21 protein-coding genes are annotated in these 19,216 nt (G+C 31.2%); all 21 read right to left on the reverse strand.

Annotated elements, in window-relative coordinates:
- Positions 1-55: 55 nt before the first annotated feature.
- The 21 genes from ACF3NF_RS00695 to rdgB all read right to left on the reverse strand — a co-directional run bounded on the left by ACF3NF_RS00695 (position 56) and on the right by rdgB (position 19,215).
- Complete coding sequence (locus tag ACF3NF_RS00695) at positions 56-1,042, reverse strand: NAD(P)H-dependent glycerol-3-phosphate dehydrogenase (RefSeq protein ID WP_394023336.1); 987 nt, start codon at positions 1,040-1,042, stop codon at positions 56-58.
- Between the two features lie 2 nt (positions 1,043-1,044).
- The gene (gene plsY, locus ACF3NF_RS00700) at positions 1,045-1,620 is read right to left on the reverse strand and encodes a glycerol-3-phosphate 1-O-acyltransferase PlsY (protein WP_394023338.1); all 576 of its coding nucleotides are present in this window, start codon (positions 1,618-1,620) and stop codon (positions 1,045-1,047) included.
- Positions 1,617-2,936 carry a ribosome biogenesis GTPase Der gene (der, locus tag ACF3NF_RS00705; protein WP_394023340.1) on the reverse strand — a complete coding sequence of 440 codons (1,320 nt, stop codon included), beginning with the start codon at positions 2,934-2,936 and terminating at the stop codon, positions 1,617-1,619. Before der ends, plsY begins: the two co-directional genes overlap by 4 nt.
- A 2-nt stretch (positions 2,937-2,938) precedes the next feature.
- On the reverse strand, positions 2,939-4,174 hold the full coding sequence (locus ACF3NF_RS00710) for a serine hydroxymethyltransferase (RefSeq protein ID WP_394023342.1): 1,236 nt from the start codon (positions 4,172-4,174) through the stop codon (positions 2,939-2,941).
- On the reverse strand, positions 4,174-4,590 hold the full coding sequence (locus ACF3NF_RS00715) for a SoxR reducing system RseC family protein (protein WP_394023344.1): 417 nt from the start codon (positions 4,588-4,590) through the stop codon (positions 4,174-4,176). Before ACF3NF_RS00715 ends, ACF3NF_RS00710 begins: the two co-directional genes overlap by 1 nt.
- Positions 4,574-6,346 (reverse strand): aspartate--tRNA ligase, encoded by a 1,773-nt coding sequence (gene aspS, locus ACF3NF_RS00720; protein ID WP_394023346.1) that lies wholly within the window; start codon positions 6,344-6,346, stop codon positions 4,574-4,576. Before aspS ends, ACF3NF_RS00715 begins: the two co-directional genes overlap by 17 nt.
- 9 nt (positions 6,347-6,355) lie before the next feature.
- Entirely contained in the window at positions 6,356-6,958 is a 603-nt protein-coding gene (locus ACF3NF_RS00725) for an MBL fold metallo-hydrolase (RefSeq protein ID WP_394023348.1), read from the reverse strand.
- A complete protein-coding gene (gene dtd / locus ACF3NF_RS00730; protein WP_394023350.1) occupies positions 6,959-7,408 on the reverse strand; it encodes a D-aminoacyl-tRNA deacylase in 450 nt (149 codons plus the stop codon).
- Positions 7,408-9,597 carry a RelA/SpoT family protein gene (locus ACF3NF_RS00735; protein ID WP_394023352.1) on the reverse strand — a complete coding sequence of 730 codons (2,190 nt, stop codon included), beginning with the start codon at positions 9,595-9,597 and terminating at the stop codon, positions 7,408-7,410. Before ACF3NF_RS00735 ends, dtd begins: the two co-directional genes overlap by 1 nt.
- A 7-nt stretch (positions 9,598-9,604) precedes the next feature.
- Positions 9,605-11,335 carry a single-stranded-DNA-specific exonuclease RecJ gene (recJ, locus tag ACF3NF_RS00740; protein ID WP_394023354.1) on the reverse strand — a complete coding sequence of 577 codons (1,731 nt, stop codon included), beginning with the start codon at positions 11,333-11,335 and terminating at the stop codon, positions 9,605-9,607.
- 77 nt (positions 11,336-11,412) lie between these two features.
- A complete protein-coding gene (locus tag ACF3NF_RS00745) occupies positions 11,413-11,670 on the reverse strand; it encodes a preprotein translocase subunit YajC (RefSeq protein WP_394023355.1) in 258 nt (85 codons plus the stop codon).
- Positions 11,671-12,789, reverse strand: a complete 1,119-nt coding sequence (tgt, locus tag ACF3NF_RS00750) for a tRNA guanosine(34) transglycosylase Tgt (RefSeq protein ID WP_394023356.1) — start codon at positions 12,787-12,789, stop codon at positions 11,671-11,673.
- 9 nt (positions 12,790-12,798) lie between these two features.
- A complete protein-coding gene (queA, locus tag ACF3NF_RS00755) occupies positions 12,799-13,821 on the reverse strand; it encodes a tRNA preQ1(34) S-adenosylmethionine ribosyltransferase-isomerase QueA (RefSeq protein ID WP_394023357.1) in 1,023 nt (340 codons plus the stop codon).
- Positions 13,822-14,829 (reverse strand): Holliday junction branch migration DNA helicase RuvB, encoded by a 1,008-nt coding sequence (gene ruvB, locus ACF3NF_RS00760; RefSeq protein ID WP_394023359.1) that lies wholly within the window; start codon positions 14,827-14,829, stop codon positions 13,822-13,824.
- 9 nt (positions 14,830-14,838) lie between these two features.
- On the reverse strand, positions 14,839-15,426 hold the full coding sequence (ruvA, locus tag ACF3NF_RS00765; protein ID WP_262122233.1) for a Holliday junction branch migration protein RuvA: 588 nt from the start codon (positions 15,424-15,426) through the stop codon (positions 14,839-14,841).
- Positions 15,426-15,920 carry a crossover junction endodeoxyribonuclease RuvC gene (ruvC, locus tag ACF3NF_RS00770; protein ID WP_262122232.1) on the reverse strand — a complete coding sequence of 165 codons (495 nt, stop codon included), beginning with the start codon at positions 15,918-15,920 and terminating at the stop codon, positions 15,426-15,428. Before ruvC ends, ruvA begins: the two co-directional genes overlap by 1 nt.
- 32 nt (positions 15,921-15,952) lie before the next feature.
- Complete coding sequence (locus ACF3NF_RS00775; protein ID WP_262122231.1) at positions 15,953-16,666, reverse strand: hypothetical protein; 714 nt, start codon at positions 16,664-16,666, stop codon at positions 15,953-15,955.
- A gap of 182 nt (positions 16,667-16,848) precedes the next feature.
- On the reverse strand, positions 16,849-17,586 hold the full coding sequence (locus ACF3NF_RS00780; protein ID WP_394023361.1) for an HAD family hydrolase: 738 nt from the start codon (positions 17,584-17,586) through the stop codon (positions 16,849-16,851).
- Positions 17,587-17,600: 14 nt separating this feature from the next.
- Positions 17,601-18,152 (reverse strand): hypothetical protein, encoded by a 552-nt coding sequence (locus ACF3NF_RS00785; RefSeq protein WP_394023363.1) that lies wholly within the window; start codon positions 18,150-18,152, stop codon positions 17,601-17,603.
- The gene (locus tag ACF3NF_RS00790; protein WP_394023365.1) at positions 18,152-18,634 is read right to left on the reverse strand and encodes a YfcE family phosphodiesterase; all 483 of its coding nucleotides are present in this window, start codon (positions 18,632-18,634) and stop codon (positions 18,152-18,154) included. Before ACF3NF_RS00790 ends, ACF3NF_RS00785 begins: the two co-directional genes overlap by 1 nt.
- Positions 18,634-19,215, reverse strand: a complete 582-nt coding sequence (rdgB, locus tag ACF3NF_RS00795; RefSeq protein WP_262122227.1) for an RdgB/HAM1 family non-canonical purine NTP pyrophosphatase — start codon at positions 19,213-19,215, stop codon at positions 18,634-18,636. Before rdgB ends, ACF3NF_RS00790 begins: the two co-directional genes overlap by 1 nt.
- Between the last annotated feature and the right edge of the window lies 1 nt (position 19,216).

The raw sequence follows: 19,216 nt of genomic DNA on the forward strand, positions 1-19,216 counted from the left end.
TATATATATTTAGTTCTATTATAACTTAAAATTAGAAAAATTTAAATTATAAAAATTAGAATTCGCTCTTTAAAGTTCTACCCATAAGTGACGCTACAGAATCATTTGGATCTTTATTTTCGTATAAAATTTTGTATATTTCTTTGGTGATTGGTAAATCTAAATTATATTGATTAGCCAGTTGATTTAATGCTTTAGTTGTTGGAATTCCTTCTACAACCATATTTACTTCATTTATAGCATCTTGCATATTTTTGCCTTGACCAATTAGAAGTCCAGTCCTATAATTTCTCGAATTTATACTGGTTGCTGTTACTATTAAATCACCTACTCCAGCTAGGCCATTTAAAGTTTTTGGATCAGCATTAAATTTTTCAAGCAGTCTATTCATTTCGTTTATTCCACGTGTGATAACTGCAGCCTTGGTATTATCTCCATAGCCTAAACCATCTAGGATTCCAATTCCAAATGCTAAAGTATTTTTTATAGCTCCGCCTAACTCTACACCCACAAGATCTTCTGAAGTATAAACCCTAAACCAATCACTATTGAATATTTCTTGAATTTCTTTTGCAAGTTTTAAATCATTACTAGCACAAACAATAGCTGTTGGCATTTTTTTAATAACCTCTTCTGCGTGTGATGGACCACTTAAAATAGCATAAGAATTATCTTTTCCCAGTTCTTGGTAAAAAATCTCTGAAATCCTATTATGACTTTCCAGTTCTAGTCCCTTTGATAGATTTACATAGACATTTTCTTTATTAAAATACGTCTTAAATTCTTTTATAACAGATCTAGTACTCTGAGTTGGAATACCATTTACTATGAATCTATTTTTAAAAAGCTTGTGAATATCGCTAGTTGCTTTAATATTTTTTGGCAAGTCAAAATCTTTTAAATATTTTCTATTTTTATGATTGTTATTAATAAATTCTGTATCTTCAGGATTTCTAGCATACATCAAAACATTGTATTTTGCAGATAATAAATATGCTATAGCTGTTGACCAGGATCCTGCTCCTAAAATTGAGATTTCCATAATTAAAATATTTTAGACTCCTCATGATTTATTATTCTGTTAATGTTAGCCCTATGTTTATAAACGATCAGTGCACCTATTATAAGTACAGCATAAAAAATATCAGAAAGACCAAAGTAAAAATATCCTATAAAAATTGCACTTATAGCTGCTAATATAGAACCTAAGGAAACCATCCTACTAAATAGCACGACGAGGATAAATATTCCTACTAATATTAAAACAAATTTAATATCTATATAAAGTAAGGCTCCAAAGGATGTAGCTACTCCTTTTCCACTTTTGAAATTTAAGAATACACTGTACATATGTCCTAGCACAACAAAAACTAGACTTACTGCTACTGCATGCTCTACATTCAATTTTTCTGCAATAAGTACTGCGATAAAGCCTTTTAATGCATCACAAATAAGTGTTGCTATACCAGCCTTTCTCCCAAAATTTCTTAAAGCATTTGTGCTACCAACATTACCAGAACCTAAGTTTCTAATATCCATATTAAAAAAATATTTTCCAATTAGATAGGCATTTGGAATAGACCCTAGTATATAAGAAATAATGGCAACGACAAATATCATTTATCTGAACCTCTTTCTTTTAAAACAAAGCTAAATGGAACTCCAATCAGATTATAGTTTTTTCTAATCTGATTTTCTAAATATCTCATATATGAAAAGTGCATTATTCCTCTATCATTTATTGAAAGCATAAATTTAGGAGGAGCTGTTCCAACTTGAGACATATAATATATTTTTAGTCTCTTACCCTTATCTTGAGGAGGTTGGTTTAGCATGATTGCATCTTGTAAAATATTATTTAAAACTCCAGTAGATATTCTAGTATGATAGTTATTATCCACTATTTCAATCATATCTAAAAGTGTATCAATTCTTTGATTTTTGAGTACTGATATAAACACTATTGGTGCATATAAAGCAAATCCTAATTTATTTCTAATATCTGCTTCCATGTTTTTCATGGTATTGGTATCTTTTTCAACTATATCCCACTTATTTACTGCGATTATTATAGCTTTTCTTTGGTTATGGGCATAGCCAGCGATTTTTGCATCTTGTTCTGTAACTCCAACTGTTGCATCTATTAAAAATAAAACTATTTCCGCACTATCTACAGCATCAAAGGTACGTTGGTTTGCATAATATTCTATATTTTCTTTTACTTTTGATTTTCTACGAAGTCCTGCTGTATCAATTAAAACATAATTCTTATCATTGTAGGTCCAGTAAGAATCCACTGCATCACGTGTAGTACCAGCAACATCAGTAACAATCATTCTCTCATCTTCTAGGAGGAGATTTACTAATGAAGACTTACCAGCATTAGGTTTACCTATTATTGCAATTCTTGTTTCATCTTCTATTTGCTCAAAAGCTTCAAAATCTATATTTTCTACAACTTTATCTAGTAAATCACCCAGCCCCTTGCTTTGTTCAGCAGATATAATTGCTAAATCATCAAAACCCAAAGAGTAGAAATCATATATATGATCTGGGGTTTTGTGGCTGTCAACTTTGTTTGCAACAATTATTACTTTCTTGTGATAGCGGCGTATTACATCTGCTATTTCTGCATCATGTGGACTTAAACCCTCTTTACCGTCTACTACAAAAAGAATTAAATTTGTTTCTAGTAAGGCTTTTTCGACTTGGGATTTAATTTCTTGATTCATCATTTCCTTATTAGAAATATCAAGACCACCAGTATCAACTAGCATGAATTCATCGCCTTGCCACTCTACTTTATCGACTATCCTATCACGGGTAACCCCACTAATATCTTCTGTTATCGATTTTTTCTTACCTACAAGTCTATTAAATAATGTTGATTTTCCTACATTAGTCCTTCCAACTAAGGTTACTATTGGCATTGCCATAATTAATTACCATATACAGGAAAATTGCTTGTTAGGTCTAAAACTTCCCTTTTAATTTGTTCTAAATCTTCACTTCTATCAATAGTTCTAGAAATAAGTTCGATTATTTTTCTAGATTCATTTACACCCATACCTCTGGATGTGATTGCAGCAGTACCGATTCTTAGACCACTCGTAACTTGTGGTGATAATTGCTCATTTGGTATTGTATTTTTATTTGTAGTGATGTTTACTTGATCCAGCAAGTCTTGGGCTTCAGCACCTGTAATGTTTTTATTAGTTAGGTCAATTAATATTAAATGGTTGTCTGTACCATCTGAAATCATTTTGAAACCATAATCTCTTAAAGCTTCTTCCATAGCCTTTGCATTTAATTTTATATTTTTAGCATATTCTTTCCATGATGGATCTAAATTTTGTTTAAATCCTAAAGCTTTTGCTAAAATGATGTGCTCTAAAGGTCCACCTTGTGATCCTGGAAAAACTGATTTGTCAATAGCTTTTGCAAATTCTTCTTTACAGAGAATGATACCTGACCTAGGCCCTCTTAAAGTTTTATGAGTTGTAGATGTGACTACATCGCAATATGGAAATGGATCTGGATGTTCACCAGCCACTATTAGTCCAGCAATATGCGCAATATCAGCCATTAAAATTGCACCAACTTCATCAGCTATTTCTCTAAATTTTCTAAAATCGATTTCGCGAGGATAAGCACTTGCACCACAAACTATTAGCTGTGGTCGTATTTGACGTGCTTTTTCTAGTACTTCTTCATAATTGATTCTACCGGTTTGGTTATCAACACCATAATGATAGAAATCATAAATTTTTCCAGAAAAGTTCACTTTATAACCATGTGTTAAGTGGCCGCCTTCTGTAAGATTCATAGCCAAAACTTTATCGCCTGGTTTTAATAGAGCAGAGTATGCGGCAAAATTTGCATTAGATCCTGAATGTGGTTGAACATTTGCATGATCACAATGGAATAATTCTTTTGCTCTATCAATTGCAATTTGCTCGATAGCATCTATATTTTCACATCCACCATAGTATCTTTTTTCTGGATAACCTTCAGCGTATTTATTAGTTAAAACACTTCCTGCTGCTTCTAATATATATGGTTTAACATAGTTTTCTGAAGCAATAAGCTCTATATTATCTTCCTGTCTCTGTACTTCTTTTTCTAAGGCCTGATATAAATCAATATCAAATTCTTTGATTAATGAATAATCCATTAGATTTTCCTCACTTTCATCACATTATTATTAGAAAGGTTTTTATCAATACCTTTAATAATCATAAATGATATTGCAAAAAATATAATAACTGATATAAGAGTAAGTAAATTTATGTCATATCCAGTATTTTTAAGAAAAATGTTTGGTAATAGGGCCCCAACAATCATCATAAAAACGGGTAATAAATAAACATATATTGAGTATTTCGTAATATCAGAAGAATGTGTTTCTAATATAACCTTATCTCCCTTATCAATGTTATCTGTGGAATAAACTTCTATTATAGTTTCTTCTTTTTGTCCGCAAGTTCCTTTTGCTGCACATGATCCGCAAGCCTCATTACGAGTTACACTTATTAATAATTTTCCATTATTATTTTCTAGGACTGTTCCTTGCTTAATCATCATTGTCATTTACATCACTCCTTACACTGATTCCAAGCTCAACTAAGGCTTTATCATCGACAATTGTAGGTGCTTCAGTAAGTGGACATGTTGCAGATTGAGTTTTTGGGAAGGCTATTACATCTTTAATATTATCTGTTTTAGAAAATAGCATTAAAAGTCTATCTAAACCGTATGCTAATCCTGCATGTGGTGGTGTACCATATGAAAGCGCTTCAATAAAGAATCCAAATTTATTCTTAATATCTTCTTCTGTAAGATTTAAAGCTTCAAAAATTTCTTTTTGTAATTCAGAATTATTAATTCTTACAGAACCTCCACCCATTTCATCTCCATTTATAACTATATCGTAAGCTTGTGTTCTTACTTGTTCTGGATGAGTTTTTAATAAGTGAATGTCATCTTCATTTGGCATAGTAAATGGATGGTGTTGAGAAACGTATCTGTCTTCTTCTTCGTTATATTCAAACATTGGGAAGTTTACAACCCAAGTCAATGCATATTCTTTTTCATATAGGTCATTATCTTTTGCAACTTTATTTCTCAATGCTCCAAGTCCTTCAAGAACTTTTTTGTCTTTATCAGCTGCAATTAAAATTAGGTCGTTATTTTCAATTTCTAATTTATCGATCATGTTATTTAAAATATCATCAGTTAAGAATTTGCTAATTGAAGAGTTTACTTCAGCACCATATTTAATGTAAGATAGTCCACCTAAGCCATAGTGTTTTACAAAATCTGTTAGCTTATCTAACTGTTTTCTAGAATATTTATCAGCTAAATTTTTAAAGTTAATAGCTCTTACTGATTTACCTTCACTTGTATTATCAGCAAATACTTTGAATTCACTATCTTTCCAAATTTCAGAAATATTTTGGATTTTGTAGCCAAATCTTAAATCTGGTTTATCAGAACCGTACGATTCCATAGCTTCACTATAGTCCATTCTTGGAACTGGTAGAGTTAAATCATAATCTGTATATTTATCAAATAATTCTTTAATTAGTCCTTCATTTACTGCTATTACATCATCTTGTCCAGCAAATGATAATTCCATATCTAATTGAGTAAATTCTGGTTGTCGGTTAGCTCTTAGGTCTTCATCCCTAAAACATTTTACAACTTGGAAATATCTATCAAGTGAACCTATCATTAGGATTTGTTTTAAAAGCTGTGGTGATTGTGGTAGGGCGTAAAATTCACCTTGATTAATCCTAGATGGGACTAGATAGTCTCTTGCTCCCTCTGGAGTTGGTTTTGTTAAGAATGGTGTTTCTACTTCTGTAAAGTGATTTTCATACATATATTCACGAATAGTGCGAACTATATCTGATCTAAGTTTTAAATTTTTTTGTACAGAAGCCTTTCTCATATCAAGGTATCTATATTTTAATTTAAGATTTTCAGCTACATCATCATCATCTTTTATGTATATTGGTGGTGTATTTGCCTTATCTAAAACATTGATTTTTTCAGCTACGATTTCAATGTCACCGGTTGCCATATCAGGATTTTTAGATTCTCTTTCCCTTACTAAACCCTTTACTTCAACAACGTATTCTTGACCTAAGTGGCTAGCAAGATCATGATTTTCTTTATCTTCTTCACGCACTACGATTTGAGTAATACCTGTTTTGTCTCTTAAATCAAAGAAAACCAAAGAACCTAAGTTTCTTTTTTTTGCAACCCAGCCCATAAGAACTACTTCTTCACCAATATTTTCACTTCTTAATTCGCCACACATATGGCTTCTTTTAAATTCCATATACTCTCCTTATATTAAAAATGGATTATTATTAAATTCATAATCCAAACTTGTTTTCTCACCGTGCCCAGGATAAACTACTGTATTTGAATCTAATACCCTATATTTTTCATTTATAGATCCAATCAAAGTCTCATAATCTCCGCCTGGAAAATCTGTTCTACCAATGCTTCCTCTAAATAAGGTATCCCCTGAAAATAAATGATCTCCAATTAAATAACTTATTGAGTCTAGGCTATGTCCAGGAGTTTTTAAAGCCTTTATTTTAAAATCTGTAATTACTTCATTGTCTTTTAAAAAATTATCTATAGGCACATTTAAATCATCATAGTCATATGCCAGATTGTAATATTTGTCATTTGCAATATCTCTGGATTCACTAGATGCAAATACATCTACATTATATAAATTTTTATAATATTCTAAACCTAAAACATGATCAAAGTGAGTATGAGTCTGTAATATAAAATCAATTTTGATATTATTATCTTTTATATAGTCTGTAACTAAATCACTTTTCGCTACTGCATCTACTATAAATCCATGTCCATTTTCACTAACGACATATAAATTTGTCAGAACAGGTCCAAGGGGAAATCTCTTAATTTCCATTTAGAGAATCCTTTCACTGTCAATAAGAATTGTTGTAGGCCCATCATTTACAAGACCAACTTCCATATGGGTTTGAAACTTACCAGTTTCTACTTCAAAACCATCTTCCATAAGCTCATTTTTCATTATTTCATAAAATTCATTAGCTTTTTCTGGCCTAGCTGCCTCTATGAAGGATGGTCTGTTTCCTTTTCTCACATCTCCAAATAGAGTAAATTGTGAAACTAGGAGTATTTTTCCCCCTACATCGCTTATTGATAAATTCATTTTCCCATCTTTATCTTCAAAAATTCTAAGTTTTTCAATTTTTTTCTTTACGTAGGCAAGATCATCCATAGTATCAGTATCTTTTACGCCTAGGAAAACCAAAAAACCCTTATCAATCTTAGAAATTTCTTCGTTATCTACTACTACATTTGCATTTTTTACTTGTTGTATTACTGCTCTCATTAATTATTAACCCTATATACGCTATAAACTGTATTTAGCGATTTTAATTTCGCCATAACATCATCTAACTGTTCCAAACTCTTAACTTCAACTGTTAAATCAATTATTCCCTCTTCGCCTTCACTAAGTCTTGCATTCATTCCAGCTATATTTACATTAACTGTAGAAATCATCTTTGTAATATCATAAATTACAGACGGTGAATTTGCTGCTATTAGTTGTATTTTTACAGGGAATTTATCAGTTGCTTCATTTTGCCAGTAAACATCAATCAGTCTTTCTGGAGCGTGACTATGTATGATATTTGGGCAATTTTTAGTATGAACTGAAATTCCATTTCCTTTTGTGATAAATCCAATAATTGGATCGCCAGGAACTGGTGTGCAGCATTTTGCAAATTTTACTTCTATATCATCGTCAAAGTCACTAACCCTAACTTCTCCTTTGGAAGCTACTGGTTTTTCATCCTCATTTTTTATCTCGACTGGAGTGCTTATAGCTTGTTGCTTTTCTTCTAATTCTTTCTCTTTTTTTATGAGCTTTTGAATTATCTGCTCACTAGTAATTCTACCGTAACCAACGGCCGCGTACATCTCATCTTGGGTGGGAAACCCCAACTCATTTGCAATTTCATCAACCCATTCGTCTTTTAGAAGAGACTTATAACCTTCCCTATGTTTTTTAATATCTCGGATAATCTGAGTTTTTCCTATTTCTATATTTTCTTCTTTACCATTTTTCTTAAAGAATTGTTTAATCTTAGTTTTTGCTTGATTACTTTTTACTATATTTAACCAATCTTTGCTTGGTCCTGCTGAATTTTTACTAGTAAGTATTTCAATAACATCACCTGTTTTTAATTTTTGAGTTATTGGTACTATTGAGCCATTTACCTTTGCTCCTATACACTTATTTCCAACTTCTGTGTGCACCTTATAAGCAAAATCTATTGCACAAGAGCCTAATGGAAGAGAATATATTTCCCCGGCTGGAGAATAAACATAAATTTCCCTTGAGAAGAAGTCTGTCTTTAGAGTTTCCATAAACTCTTTGCTATCTGAGTCTGCCCCACCTTCATTTTGCCATTCCATAATACGTCGCAAAAATTCCATGGCATCGTCAAAATCAGATCCCTTTGAATTATTTTCCTTGTATCTCCAGTGGGCAGCCACACCGTACTCACATTCTTTGTGCATCTGGCGGGTACGGATTTGAACTTCAAAAGGCCTAGAATCTTCTCCAAAAACTGTAGTATGAAGTGACCTATATCCATTTGGTTTTGGCTGACCAATATAGTCTTTTATCCTATTTGGAATAGGTCTCCATAAGGAGTGTACTTTTCCTAATACTTCATAGCATTCTGCTATTGTATCTACCAAAACTCTAACAGCGGTTAAATCGTATATCTCCTCAAATTCAATATCATTTCTTTTCATTTTTTTATATATTGAATATAGAGACTTAGGTCTGCCACTGATTTCAAAATTAATTTTGCTATCCTCTAGTTCCGATGTTAAGCTTTCAATTATTTCATTGATATAGGCTTCTCTTTCACGTCTTTTTTGAGAAACCATTTCGGCTAGCTCATAGTATCTTTCCGGCTCTTGGTATCTTAAACATAAGTCTTCTAATTCCCATTTTAAAGAATATATTCCAAGTCTGTGTGCTAATGGAACGTAAATTTCTAAAGTTTCTGTTGCTGTTTGAACTTGTTTTTCGCGGGTCTTATATTCCAAAGTACGCATGTTGTGAAGTCTATCAGCAAGTTTTATCAAAACTACCCTAACATCATTGGACATGGCCATAACCATTTTTCTGATGTTTTCAGCTTGTTTTTCCTCTCTAGAACTATAATGCAAATTTTTAAGCTTGGTAACCCCATCTACAAGAAAAGTTATTTCTTGACCAAATTCTTCTTCCATTTCTTCATATGTTATGGATGTATCTTCCAAAACATCATGCATAAGTCCAGCACAAATAGTTTGATCATCAAGTTTCATATTTGAAATGGTTTTTGCTACTGCTATTGGGTGGATGAAGTAATCTTCGCCAGAGTTTCTTTTTTGACCCCTATGATTGAGTTCCCCAAAATAATATGCTTTTTTTATTAATTCCAAATCAGCGTTTGGATTATTTCCTAGGATTACTTCCTTGAGTTTTTCAAATTCTAAATCAAAATCTGTTGCCATATTTACCTCATCTAATATCAATAAGCTTTAACTGAAGATTTCTATTGCCTCTAAACTCATTTATATCTGGGTAATAGACTACATCAATTTTTTTTCCTTCTATTTGGCCATTAAATTTGTTTCGCAAATATTCATAATCATCTACTGCATTAAATTTAATAGCATTTACATATACGCCATTCTTGTGGAGGGAGACTTTCATAGTTTTCTTATCTTTGCCTATCATTGCGATTTGACTTATATCTACGCTCTTATCAGCAAAAATAGGTTTTTCAAAATCTTTTCCAAATGGCTGAAGTTTTTCTAAGCTCTCTGCAAATTCTAATGAAAGTTTAGAAATATCAATTGCCTTATCAATGTTTATTATTTTTTGTTTTTGTGTATCAGTCAATGATGAATTATCATTTAAAAATTTTCTTAAATCATCAATTCTATCTATATTTATAGAAAGTCCACAAGCCATTGGATGACCACCAAATGATTCCAAATTTTCCTTAAACTTTAAAACTTCTTGGTAGATATTATAAGTTTCAATAGATCTCCCTGATCCTTTTACGAGGCCTTCAGTGTTTGAATTTGTAAGAATAATAGTTGGTCTATAATATTTTTCTTTTATACGTCCTGCAACAATCCCACATATTGATTCATTTATTGAAGGCTCATAGACAACTATTACATCATCTTCATAATATTTGTTTTCTTCTATAGTTGCAAGGCACTTATCAAGCCCTTCTTTAGTTAAATTTTTTCTCTCGTTGTTTAGTTCAACTAATTCCTTAGCAAGCTCATAAATTCTATCGATATCTTCTTCCATCAATAATTCTATAGCCATTTTTGCAGAAGATAGTCTACCTGTAGCATTCATAGTAGGACCCAATATAAACCCAAGAGTGTAAACATCAATTTCTTTAGTCCAAGAACTTTCTTCGAGAACTGCTTTAATTCCTAATTTTTCAGTATAATTTAATCTTTTAAGTCCTTCTATTACAAATATTCTATTTTCATCAGTAAGAGAAACTATATCACAAATAGTGCCCATGGCTACATATTCTAAAAGGCCGTAAAGATAATCAAAATCTCCGTCAAGATTTTGAAATAGAGCAGTCATTAATTTAAAACAAACCGCAGCTCCACATAAATCTTTGAACGGATAATCCTGGTCTATTCTTTTAGGATTGATAACAGCATCAGCTTCTGGCAAAATCTGTCTAGCCCATTCACCATTATTTGAAGTTTCTATCTCATGGTGATCGGTAACAATTACATTTAATCCAGCCTTTTTTAATTCTTTTACTTGATCAAATCCAGTAATACCATTATCACATGTTATGATTAAGCTAACATTGTCTGCTATAGCTTTTTCCACCATGCCAGATGATATTCCATATCCTTCTTTTACTCTTTGCGGGATGTCATAGCTAATGTTGTCATAATAAAAAAGTAGACCGTCAAGGAGAGTCATTACAGAAGCTATACCGTCTTGGTCATAGTCACCAAAAATTCTAATTTCGCCCCCTACTTTCATAGTTTCAATAATTACATTTACAGCTTTGTCCATATCTCTTAGCAAAAATGGATCATGTAATTTATCCAAACTTGGATTTAAAAACATTTCTAACGTTTGTTCACCCACTATGTCCCTATTTGCTAAAATTAAAGCTTCAAGTTTGGTAATATTATTATGTTTTAAGTTATTTATATAATTTTCTTTTTTGTTATATATAAACCAATTGCTCATTGCTTCACCATCCCTAATAGGAAAATTATACCATTTTTTAACTTTTTATAAAATAAAAGAGGCATTGCTGCCCCTTTTTAAATGATATTTTCAACTTCAGATTTTTTTATCTTAATTTTACTTATACTATCAAATGTACCAGACAAAATTGTCACTACTTCTCCATCTATATCAGTAACTTCACCAATTATTCCTGTATAAGTAACAATTTTTGAACCTATTTCTAGATTATTATATACATATTCTCTATTTTTCTTTCTTTTTATATCATCTTTTATAGATGTCTCATAAAATCCAAATAATAGGATAATTAATATTATATATTCAAGTCTCATTTAATAGCCATATTTTTGATAAAATTCTTCTTTGTATTCTAAGAACCTATCTTCCATAATTGATTGCCTTATATTTTCACACATTTTTAATAGGAAATATAAGTTATGGTAGGTTAATAACCTTGCACCTAGAATTTCATTTGCATTTATCAGATGTCTAATATAGGCCCTAGAATAATTTTTACAAGTATAACAATCACATTCGTGATCTAGAGGGGTAAAATCCTCTTTATAAGTTGCATTTCTTACTACAAGTCTTCCTTGTGATGTAAGGGCTGTTCCATTTCTAGCAATTCTTGTTGGTAGCACACAGTCTGCCATATCAATTCCTGCTTCAAATGACTCAAATAAATAATCTGGAGTTCCAACCCCCATATTATATCTAGGTTTGTCATAAGGAAGTAATGGAGTAGTAAAGTTTAAAATATCAATCATTTCCTCTTTAGTCTCTCCTACAGATAGACCACCAATAGAAAAACCATCAAAATCCATAGCAGTGGTTTCTAGGGCTGATTTTTCTCTTAAGTCCTTGTATAGACCACCTTGGACAATACCAAATAATGATTGGTCTGGATGTGAGTGTTCCTTATGATAATCAAGTCCTCTTTTTGCCCAGCGAATAGTACGTTCCATGGATTGCTTTACATAATCATAATCAGCTGGCGCTTCTACACACTCATCAAAACTCATCATAATATCAGAATGTATATCATTTTGAATAGAAATAGCCTTTTCAGGAGTAAATAGATGTTTTGAACCATCAATATGAGATCTGAATTCTACACCATTTTCGTTTATTTTTCTATTTTCTGCTAAAGAAAATACCTGGAATCCTCCACTATCTGTAAGTATTGGCCTATCCCAATTCATAAATTTATGTAGACCACCAGCTTTTTTCATAATATCCATGCCAGGTTTTAGATATAAGTGGTAGGTATTTCCCAAAATTATTTTGGCATCCATCTCTTTTAATTCTTCGACTGTCATAGTTTTTACAGTTCCAAGAGTACCTACTGGCATAAAAATAGGTGTTGGTATCTCCCCATGGGCGGTGTGGATTACACCCACTCTTGCGTTTGAGTTTTTATCTTTTTTTATAACTTCAAATTTTAATCCCAAAATATCTCCTTAATGAATAAACATAGCATCGCCAAAGCTAAAGAACCTGTAATTTTCTTTAACAGCGTATTTGTAGGTGTCTAAAATCATATCTTTTGAAGTAAGTGCTGCTACTAGCATAACCAGGGTTGACTTTGGCAGGTGGAAATTTGTTATAAGAGCATCTACGACCTTATATTCAAATCCTGGGTAGATAAAGATATCTGTCCATCCTGAATCTGCAGTTAGCTCACCCTTATTTTTATAAACAGTTTCTAACGTCCTTACTGAAGTAGTTCCCGTTGCAATCACTCTTTTGCCATTTGCATGAGCTTCATTAATTATATCTGCAGTTTCTTGGCTAATACTATAAAATTCACTATGCATCTTGTGGTCGTTTACATCATCAACACTTACAGGTCTAAAAGTACCCAATCCTACATTTAATGTAAGATAGGCTAATTTAATTCCTTCTTTTTCTATTTGTTTTAAAAGTTCTTTTGTAAAATGTAAGCCAGCAGTTGGTGCTGCTACTGAACCTGGATTCTTAGAATAAACAGTTTGGTATTCTTCTGGCTCATCTAGCTCTTCTTTTATATAAGGTGGCAAAGGCATATTTCCAAGTTTATCTAAAATTTCATTAAAGATTCCATCATAGAAAAACTCAATTATCCTGTTACCATCTTCTTTTATATCCCTAACTTCTGCTGATAATTCTTCAGAAAAAATAATTTTAGTCCCTATTTTCATTTTTTTGCCAGGACGCACTAAACATTCCCAAGTTTTTCCTTCTATATTATGGAGTAAAAATACTTCTATAGACTCTTCCTTATCTACTCTGTGACCAAACAGTCTAGCTGGTATAACTCTGGTATCATTCATTACTAAAACATCACCAGGATTTAAATAGTCGATAATATCATAAAAATATTTATCTTCTTTTTCCCCAGTTTCTTTATCGAGTACTAAAAGTCTTGCATGGTCTCTTTTTTCTGCTGGATGTTGGGCTATCAGTTCTTCTGGTAAATAATAATCAAAATCGTCTGTTTTCATTTAATCCTCATATACTAATCCATAGTGGTCATAGGCATTTCGTGTCAAAACACGACCTCTAGGAGTTCTTGATAAAAAACCTATTTGCAACAAATATGGTTCGTAAACATCTTCTATAGTAACATTTTCAATACCTGTAGAAGCTGCTATAGTATCTATTCCTACAGGGCCTCCATTAAAGTTATCATACATGGTCATTACAATTTTTTTATCCATTGTATCTAGACCCATGTCATCTATTTCAAGTAAATTTAAACCTTCTTTACTTGTTTGCCAGTCTATCTTGCTTTCTTTTCTAACAATAGCATAGTCGCGAACTCTTTTTAAAAGTCTATTTGCAATTCTTGGTGTACCTCTAGATCTTTTTGCAATCTCATAGGCACCCTCATCATCTATTTCAATATCAAGAATACTTGCAGAACGTTTAATAATAGTTGTTAAGTCATCTGCATCATATAAGTTTAATGAAAGTAAAACTCCAAACCTATCTCTTAAGGGTGCCGATAATTGACCTGCCCTTGTTGTTGCGCCTACCAATGTAAATTTTTCTAAGTCAATTCTAATTGATTGGGCATTTGGTCCTTTACCTACTATGATATCTAAAACAAAATCTTCCATTGCAGAGTACAAAATTTCTTCAACAGATCGGTTTATTCTGTGGATTTCATCTATAAATAAAACATCCCCATGTTGAAGATTTGTAAGTATGCTAGCTAAATCTGATGGACGCTCTATGGCAGGACCACTTGTTACTCTCAAATTTACACCTAGTTCATTTGCAATAATTGATGAAAGTGTAGTCTTACCAAGTCCTGGTGGGCCTTGCAGTAAAACGTGGTCTAATGGTTCTTTTCTTGATAGAGAAGATTTTATGAAAATATCTAGTTTTTCTTTTACCTTATCTTGTCCAATATAATCTTTTAGCCATTTAGGTCTTATTGAATTTTCGTTAGTTAAATCCTCTTTTAATTCGTTAGATCCAACTATTCTTTCATTTTCATCATACATGATTTGCCCCTAAATTAGTCTTTTTAAGCTTTCTTTTATCAATTCTTCAAGTGATAGGTCCATATCTTTTAATTCTAACAATACATTAGAAATATCATTTTGAGCATAACCTAAATTTATTAGCGCTTCTTTTGCTACATCTAAATCTTCGTTTGCAGGAAGATTAACAGATTTATCTGATTTTTTAGCTAATGGCATAAGTTTTACCTTATCCATTAATTCTAAAATAATCCTACTGGCAGTTTTCTTGCCAACACCCTTTGCTCTTGTAAGTGCATCTATATCATTGTTTGCAATAGCAAGCTTAATATCTTCTACTCCTAAGGAAGATAATATTGTTATGGCATTTTTTGGGCCTATTGAAGAAACAGATGTTAAAAGTAAAAACATTTCTAATTCTTCTTTTGAGTAAAAACCATATAGGCTCATATCATCTTCCCTTACTTGAAGAGATGTATATATTTTATATTCATTATTTAATTCAATTAGCGCAAGAGTTGATAAAGAAGTTTTGATTTGATAACCCATATTATTATTTTCTATTATAAAATCTTCTTCATTTATCGTCCTTACATCACCGATAATATATGAAATCATTAATTCATCCTAAAGTTTTCTTTAAATCTCTGACTTAAAGCATGACAAAGAGCAACAGAAAGTGCATCTGCTGCATCATCTGGCTTTGGTATTTGCTTTAAATTCAAAAGAGTAGTTACAGTTTTTTGCATTTGGCTTTTTGTAGCCCTACCATACCCAGTTATAGCTTGCTTTATTTGCAGTGGTGTGTATTCGTAAATTGGTAGTTTATTTTGTTGGGCACATAAAACTTGGATACCCCTAGCATGACCAACTGTTATGGCTGTTTTTACATTTTGATTGAAAAATAATTCCTCAATTGCAAATTCATCTGGCTGAAATTCTTTTATGATTTCATCCAGATTGTCATACAAAATTTCTAATCTTTCTGGTGTTTTTGTCTTGCTAGATGTTGTAATTACACCATTTTCTATTACTTTAACCTTATTTCCGTCAAAATCAACCACGCCATAACCCATGATTGCAATTCCTGGATCTATTCCTAATATTCTCATAATTTTAAAAATAAAAAGAGCTTAAATAAGCTCTATTGATATCTTTCTAATACTTCTCTTAACAATCCTCTATAATAATATTCCGCATAAATATCTACAATTGATTTATATAAATAAGATTGGGATTTTTCATAAATTTTCTTTGTTTGACTTATGGTTATATCTTCTGTATAAATGCTACTAGTATCAAATCTAAGTTGTTTGTGTGTAGTATGATCTAGGGTGTATATTTTAGATTTTATTTTCAAATCACAGTATATGCCCATATTTTCCTTTAATTTTGATACTAAGTTTTTATCATTATAAATGTTTGATTTGTATTTATCTCCCAAATCAAGAATTTTTGCATCAGATTTATTTAATGTTGGATATATATTATCCATCAAAAAACTAACGCCCAAATCATTTATCAAATCACATTCCAAATCATCAATCATTTTTTTGTCTTTAAAGGCCCTATACTGCGCCTTTACACATATCCAAAATTCGTACCTATTAAGATCATCTTTTATTAAATTTTCTAATGTTGAAATGATTTGGTCAATATCGCTTAGATTCCAAAAATATTTTTTAAGATTTTTCATCACATAATCTTTTACATAGTAATCATTTTTGGAGAACTTTACAAAGTTTTTATCATATAATAAAGACATAAGTGTATTAAATGAGTATATATCTTCATTTATCAAAAAATTGTATTCAAGTTTTTCAATTATAGGATATTGTTCATTTACTTCTGCCTTCATTCCTTATACCTCGTGTAACTATTCTAACATATATGACAATAAATTTATTTAGATATATTTATCCACAGAATAAAAAAAACTAAATTATTCGTAAAAATATACAGTAAGTGTTTATTAATGTATATTAAACTTACAATTTAGCTTATAAGATTTTTAAAATAAAATTTTATTCATCAAAATTTTTAAAACTTTTTAAAACTTGCCTTCATATCACTCAGTTTAAAACTATAATTCACATCTTTTCTTTCTATATCAATAACTGTTTTTTCGCGAAGTTCATTATCAGTATAAAGCTTATTGATTAATTCAAAAGAAGGATTTATAGCATGAGGATTTCCTACCATCTGAAACATGGTTAAGTCACCATTAGTGTCCCCGTAAGCATATGAAGCATCCAAATCTAAATTATACTTTTTTGAAAGCTCCATCACAGCACCTAATTTACTTCTATTATCCCACATAGGAGTCACTTTTCCTGTAAAGGTACTGTTTTGATCAAATTCATATAGGGTTGAAATACTTTCATCTGCCCCATAAATTTCTCCAAAATGCTCTACTAAAAACATGGGAGATCCTGATATAAAAAATATTTTATATCCATTTTCTTTATGAAACTTCACTGCATTTTTGGTTATTCTATAAACCTTATTTTTGTTCTGTTCTATAACAATATCTGAGTATTTATCAATAGTTGCCTTATCAATTCCTGCCAAGGTTTGCTGGTAAACAAGAGAAGCCTTGTCTAGATAATCTTCGTATGCACCAAGTCTATTTTGATATTTGTCAAATAGTGGTCCAATTTCTTCTGTCCATGCTTTTTTGTCGATAATGCCATCAGCAGTTAAAAGTAAAAAATGTTCTATCAGTAAACTATTTCTAAAAAGTGTACCATCTATATCAAAAAATGCTGCTTTATCCATACGTACTCCTTGACTTAGTCTTCAGATTCAAATGTAATTATATCTTTGTCTTTTAATTTATTTTTCCTATTAGCTTTTACTTTTCCATCTGGATTGGCTTTTATCTTTTTTGTATGAAACTTACTAGGCTCATCCTTTGAATTGTTATTAGTCTTTGTTTTTTTAGCCACTCTCGCTTTTTCTATATTATTAGACTTTTTCTTTCTAATATTTCTTGGTTTTTGAGCTACATATACTTCATTTTTCTCCATGCTTGTGCTAGTTTTTCTTATAGAAATAACTAAATCAATTATAAAGCATGTAAATAATCCAACTAAGGCACTAGTTCCTAAAAATACTGCTATCCAAGTTATGTCTAAACCTCTTGATGATGTAAATATTTTTAAAGAATAAATTAATAAAGCCAATGCTCCAATACCTAATATCAAAGATGGTAAAAATTTTGGAAATTTCTTTTTTGTTAAAAAATGAATAAGGACGGTTATTATAATATTCATCACAACAACTATAGGTAATATATTTAATTTTGATGAATACTGAGTGATAAGATTAATCAAACCTGTCATTAGAACTCCTTATTTGTCTTTACTCTTGTTACTTCAAAAGAGCTTTTGTTTATATCTAAGATGAAAAACCCAGGATTATCATCTCTTGGCATACTTACTGACCCTGGATTAAGTATAGTAACTCCATCTTTTAAAGTATTTATGCATTCGTGGGTATGGCCATGGATTGCTATATCACAATCTAGTTCTTTTGCTTTTACTAAGATTTTGTCTTCTCCATAATAAACATCATATCTATGACCATGTGTGAGAAAAATTCTTAAGTCATAAACTTCAATCACCTTATCAAAAGCTTCATTTGAAGAGTAGTCATTATTTCCTGTAACAACTTCATAATTTATACCCGTTTCATAGCCAATACTTTCAACATCACCAACTCCATCTCCTGCATGTATTAACAAATCGATGTCATCGTGGCTTAAAATGTAATCGCGTATTTGGGTATAAATCCCATGAGTGTCACTTGTTACTAATACTTTCATTATTGTTTCTTTCTTAAATATTCTTTAAATTGGCTAAAGGCCTTTGACCTATGAGAAATTTTATTTATTTCTTCTTTAGTCATCTCTCCAAGAGTAATATCAAAATTATCCGGCATGAAGATTTGATCATAGCCAAAATCATAATCTCCACTTTCTTGACTTGTAATGGTACCCGGAAGTTTACCAAAAAAGTAGTGGTCATCTCCGTTTTCATCTATAAAGCAAAGACAAGTTTCAAAATATGCTCTACGATCGATTTTTTCTTCTAATTCACTTAATAATTTATCTCGATTTTCTTTATAAGTGGGATTTTGATTTGCATATCTGTGGGAATATACCCCTGGTCTACCGTCTAATGATTTTACAAATAATCCAGTATCATCTGCTATTGTTGCTTTATTTATCAAATCAAAAAGTGCTTTTGCTTTTTTATAGGCATTTTCTTTTAAGGTTTTGCCATTTTCTTCAACCTCGTAGTTTTCTATTCCAAAATCTACTGGGGTCTTTAAATCTACTTCATCTAAGATGAGTTTTACTTGATTAACTTTATCGATATTACCGCTTGCGAATACTATTTCCATA

It is taken from the genome of Anaerococcus martiniensis, from assembly GCF_043187485.1.
Classification (GTDB): Bacteria; Bacillota; Clostridia; order Tissierellales; family Peptoniphilaceae; genus Anaerococcus; species Anaerococcus martiniensis.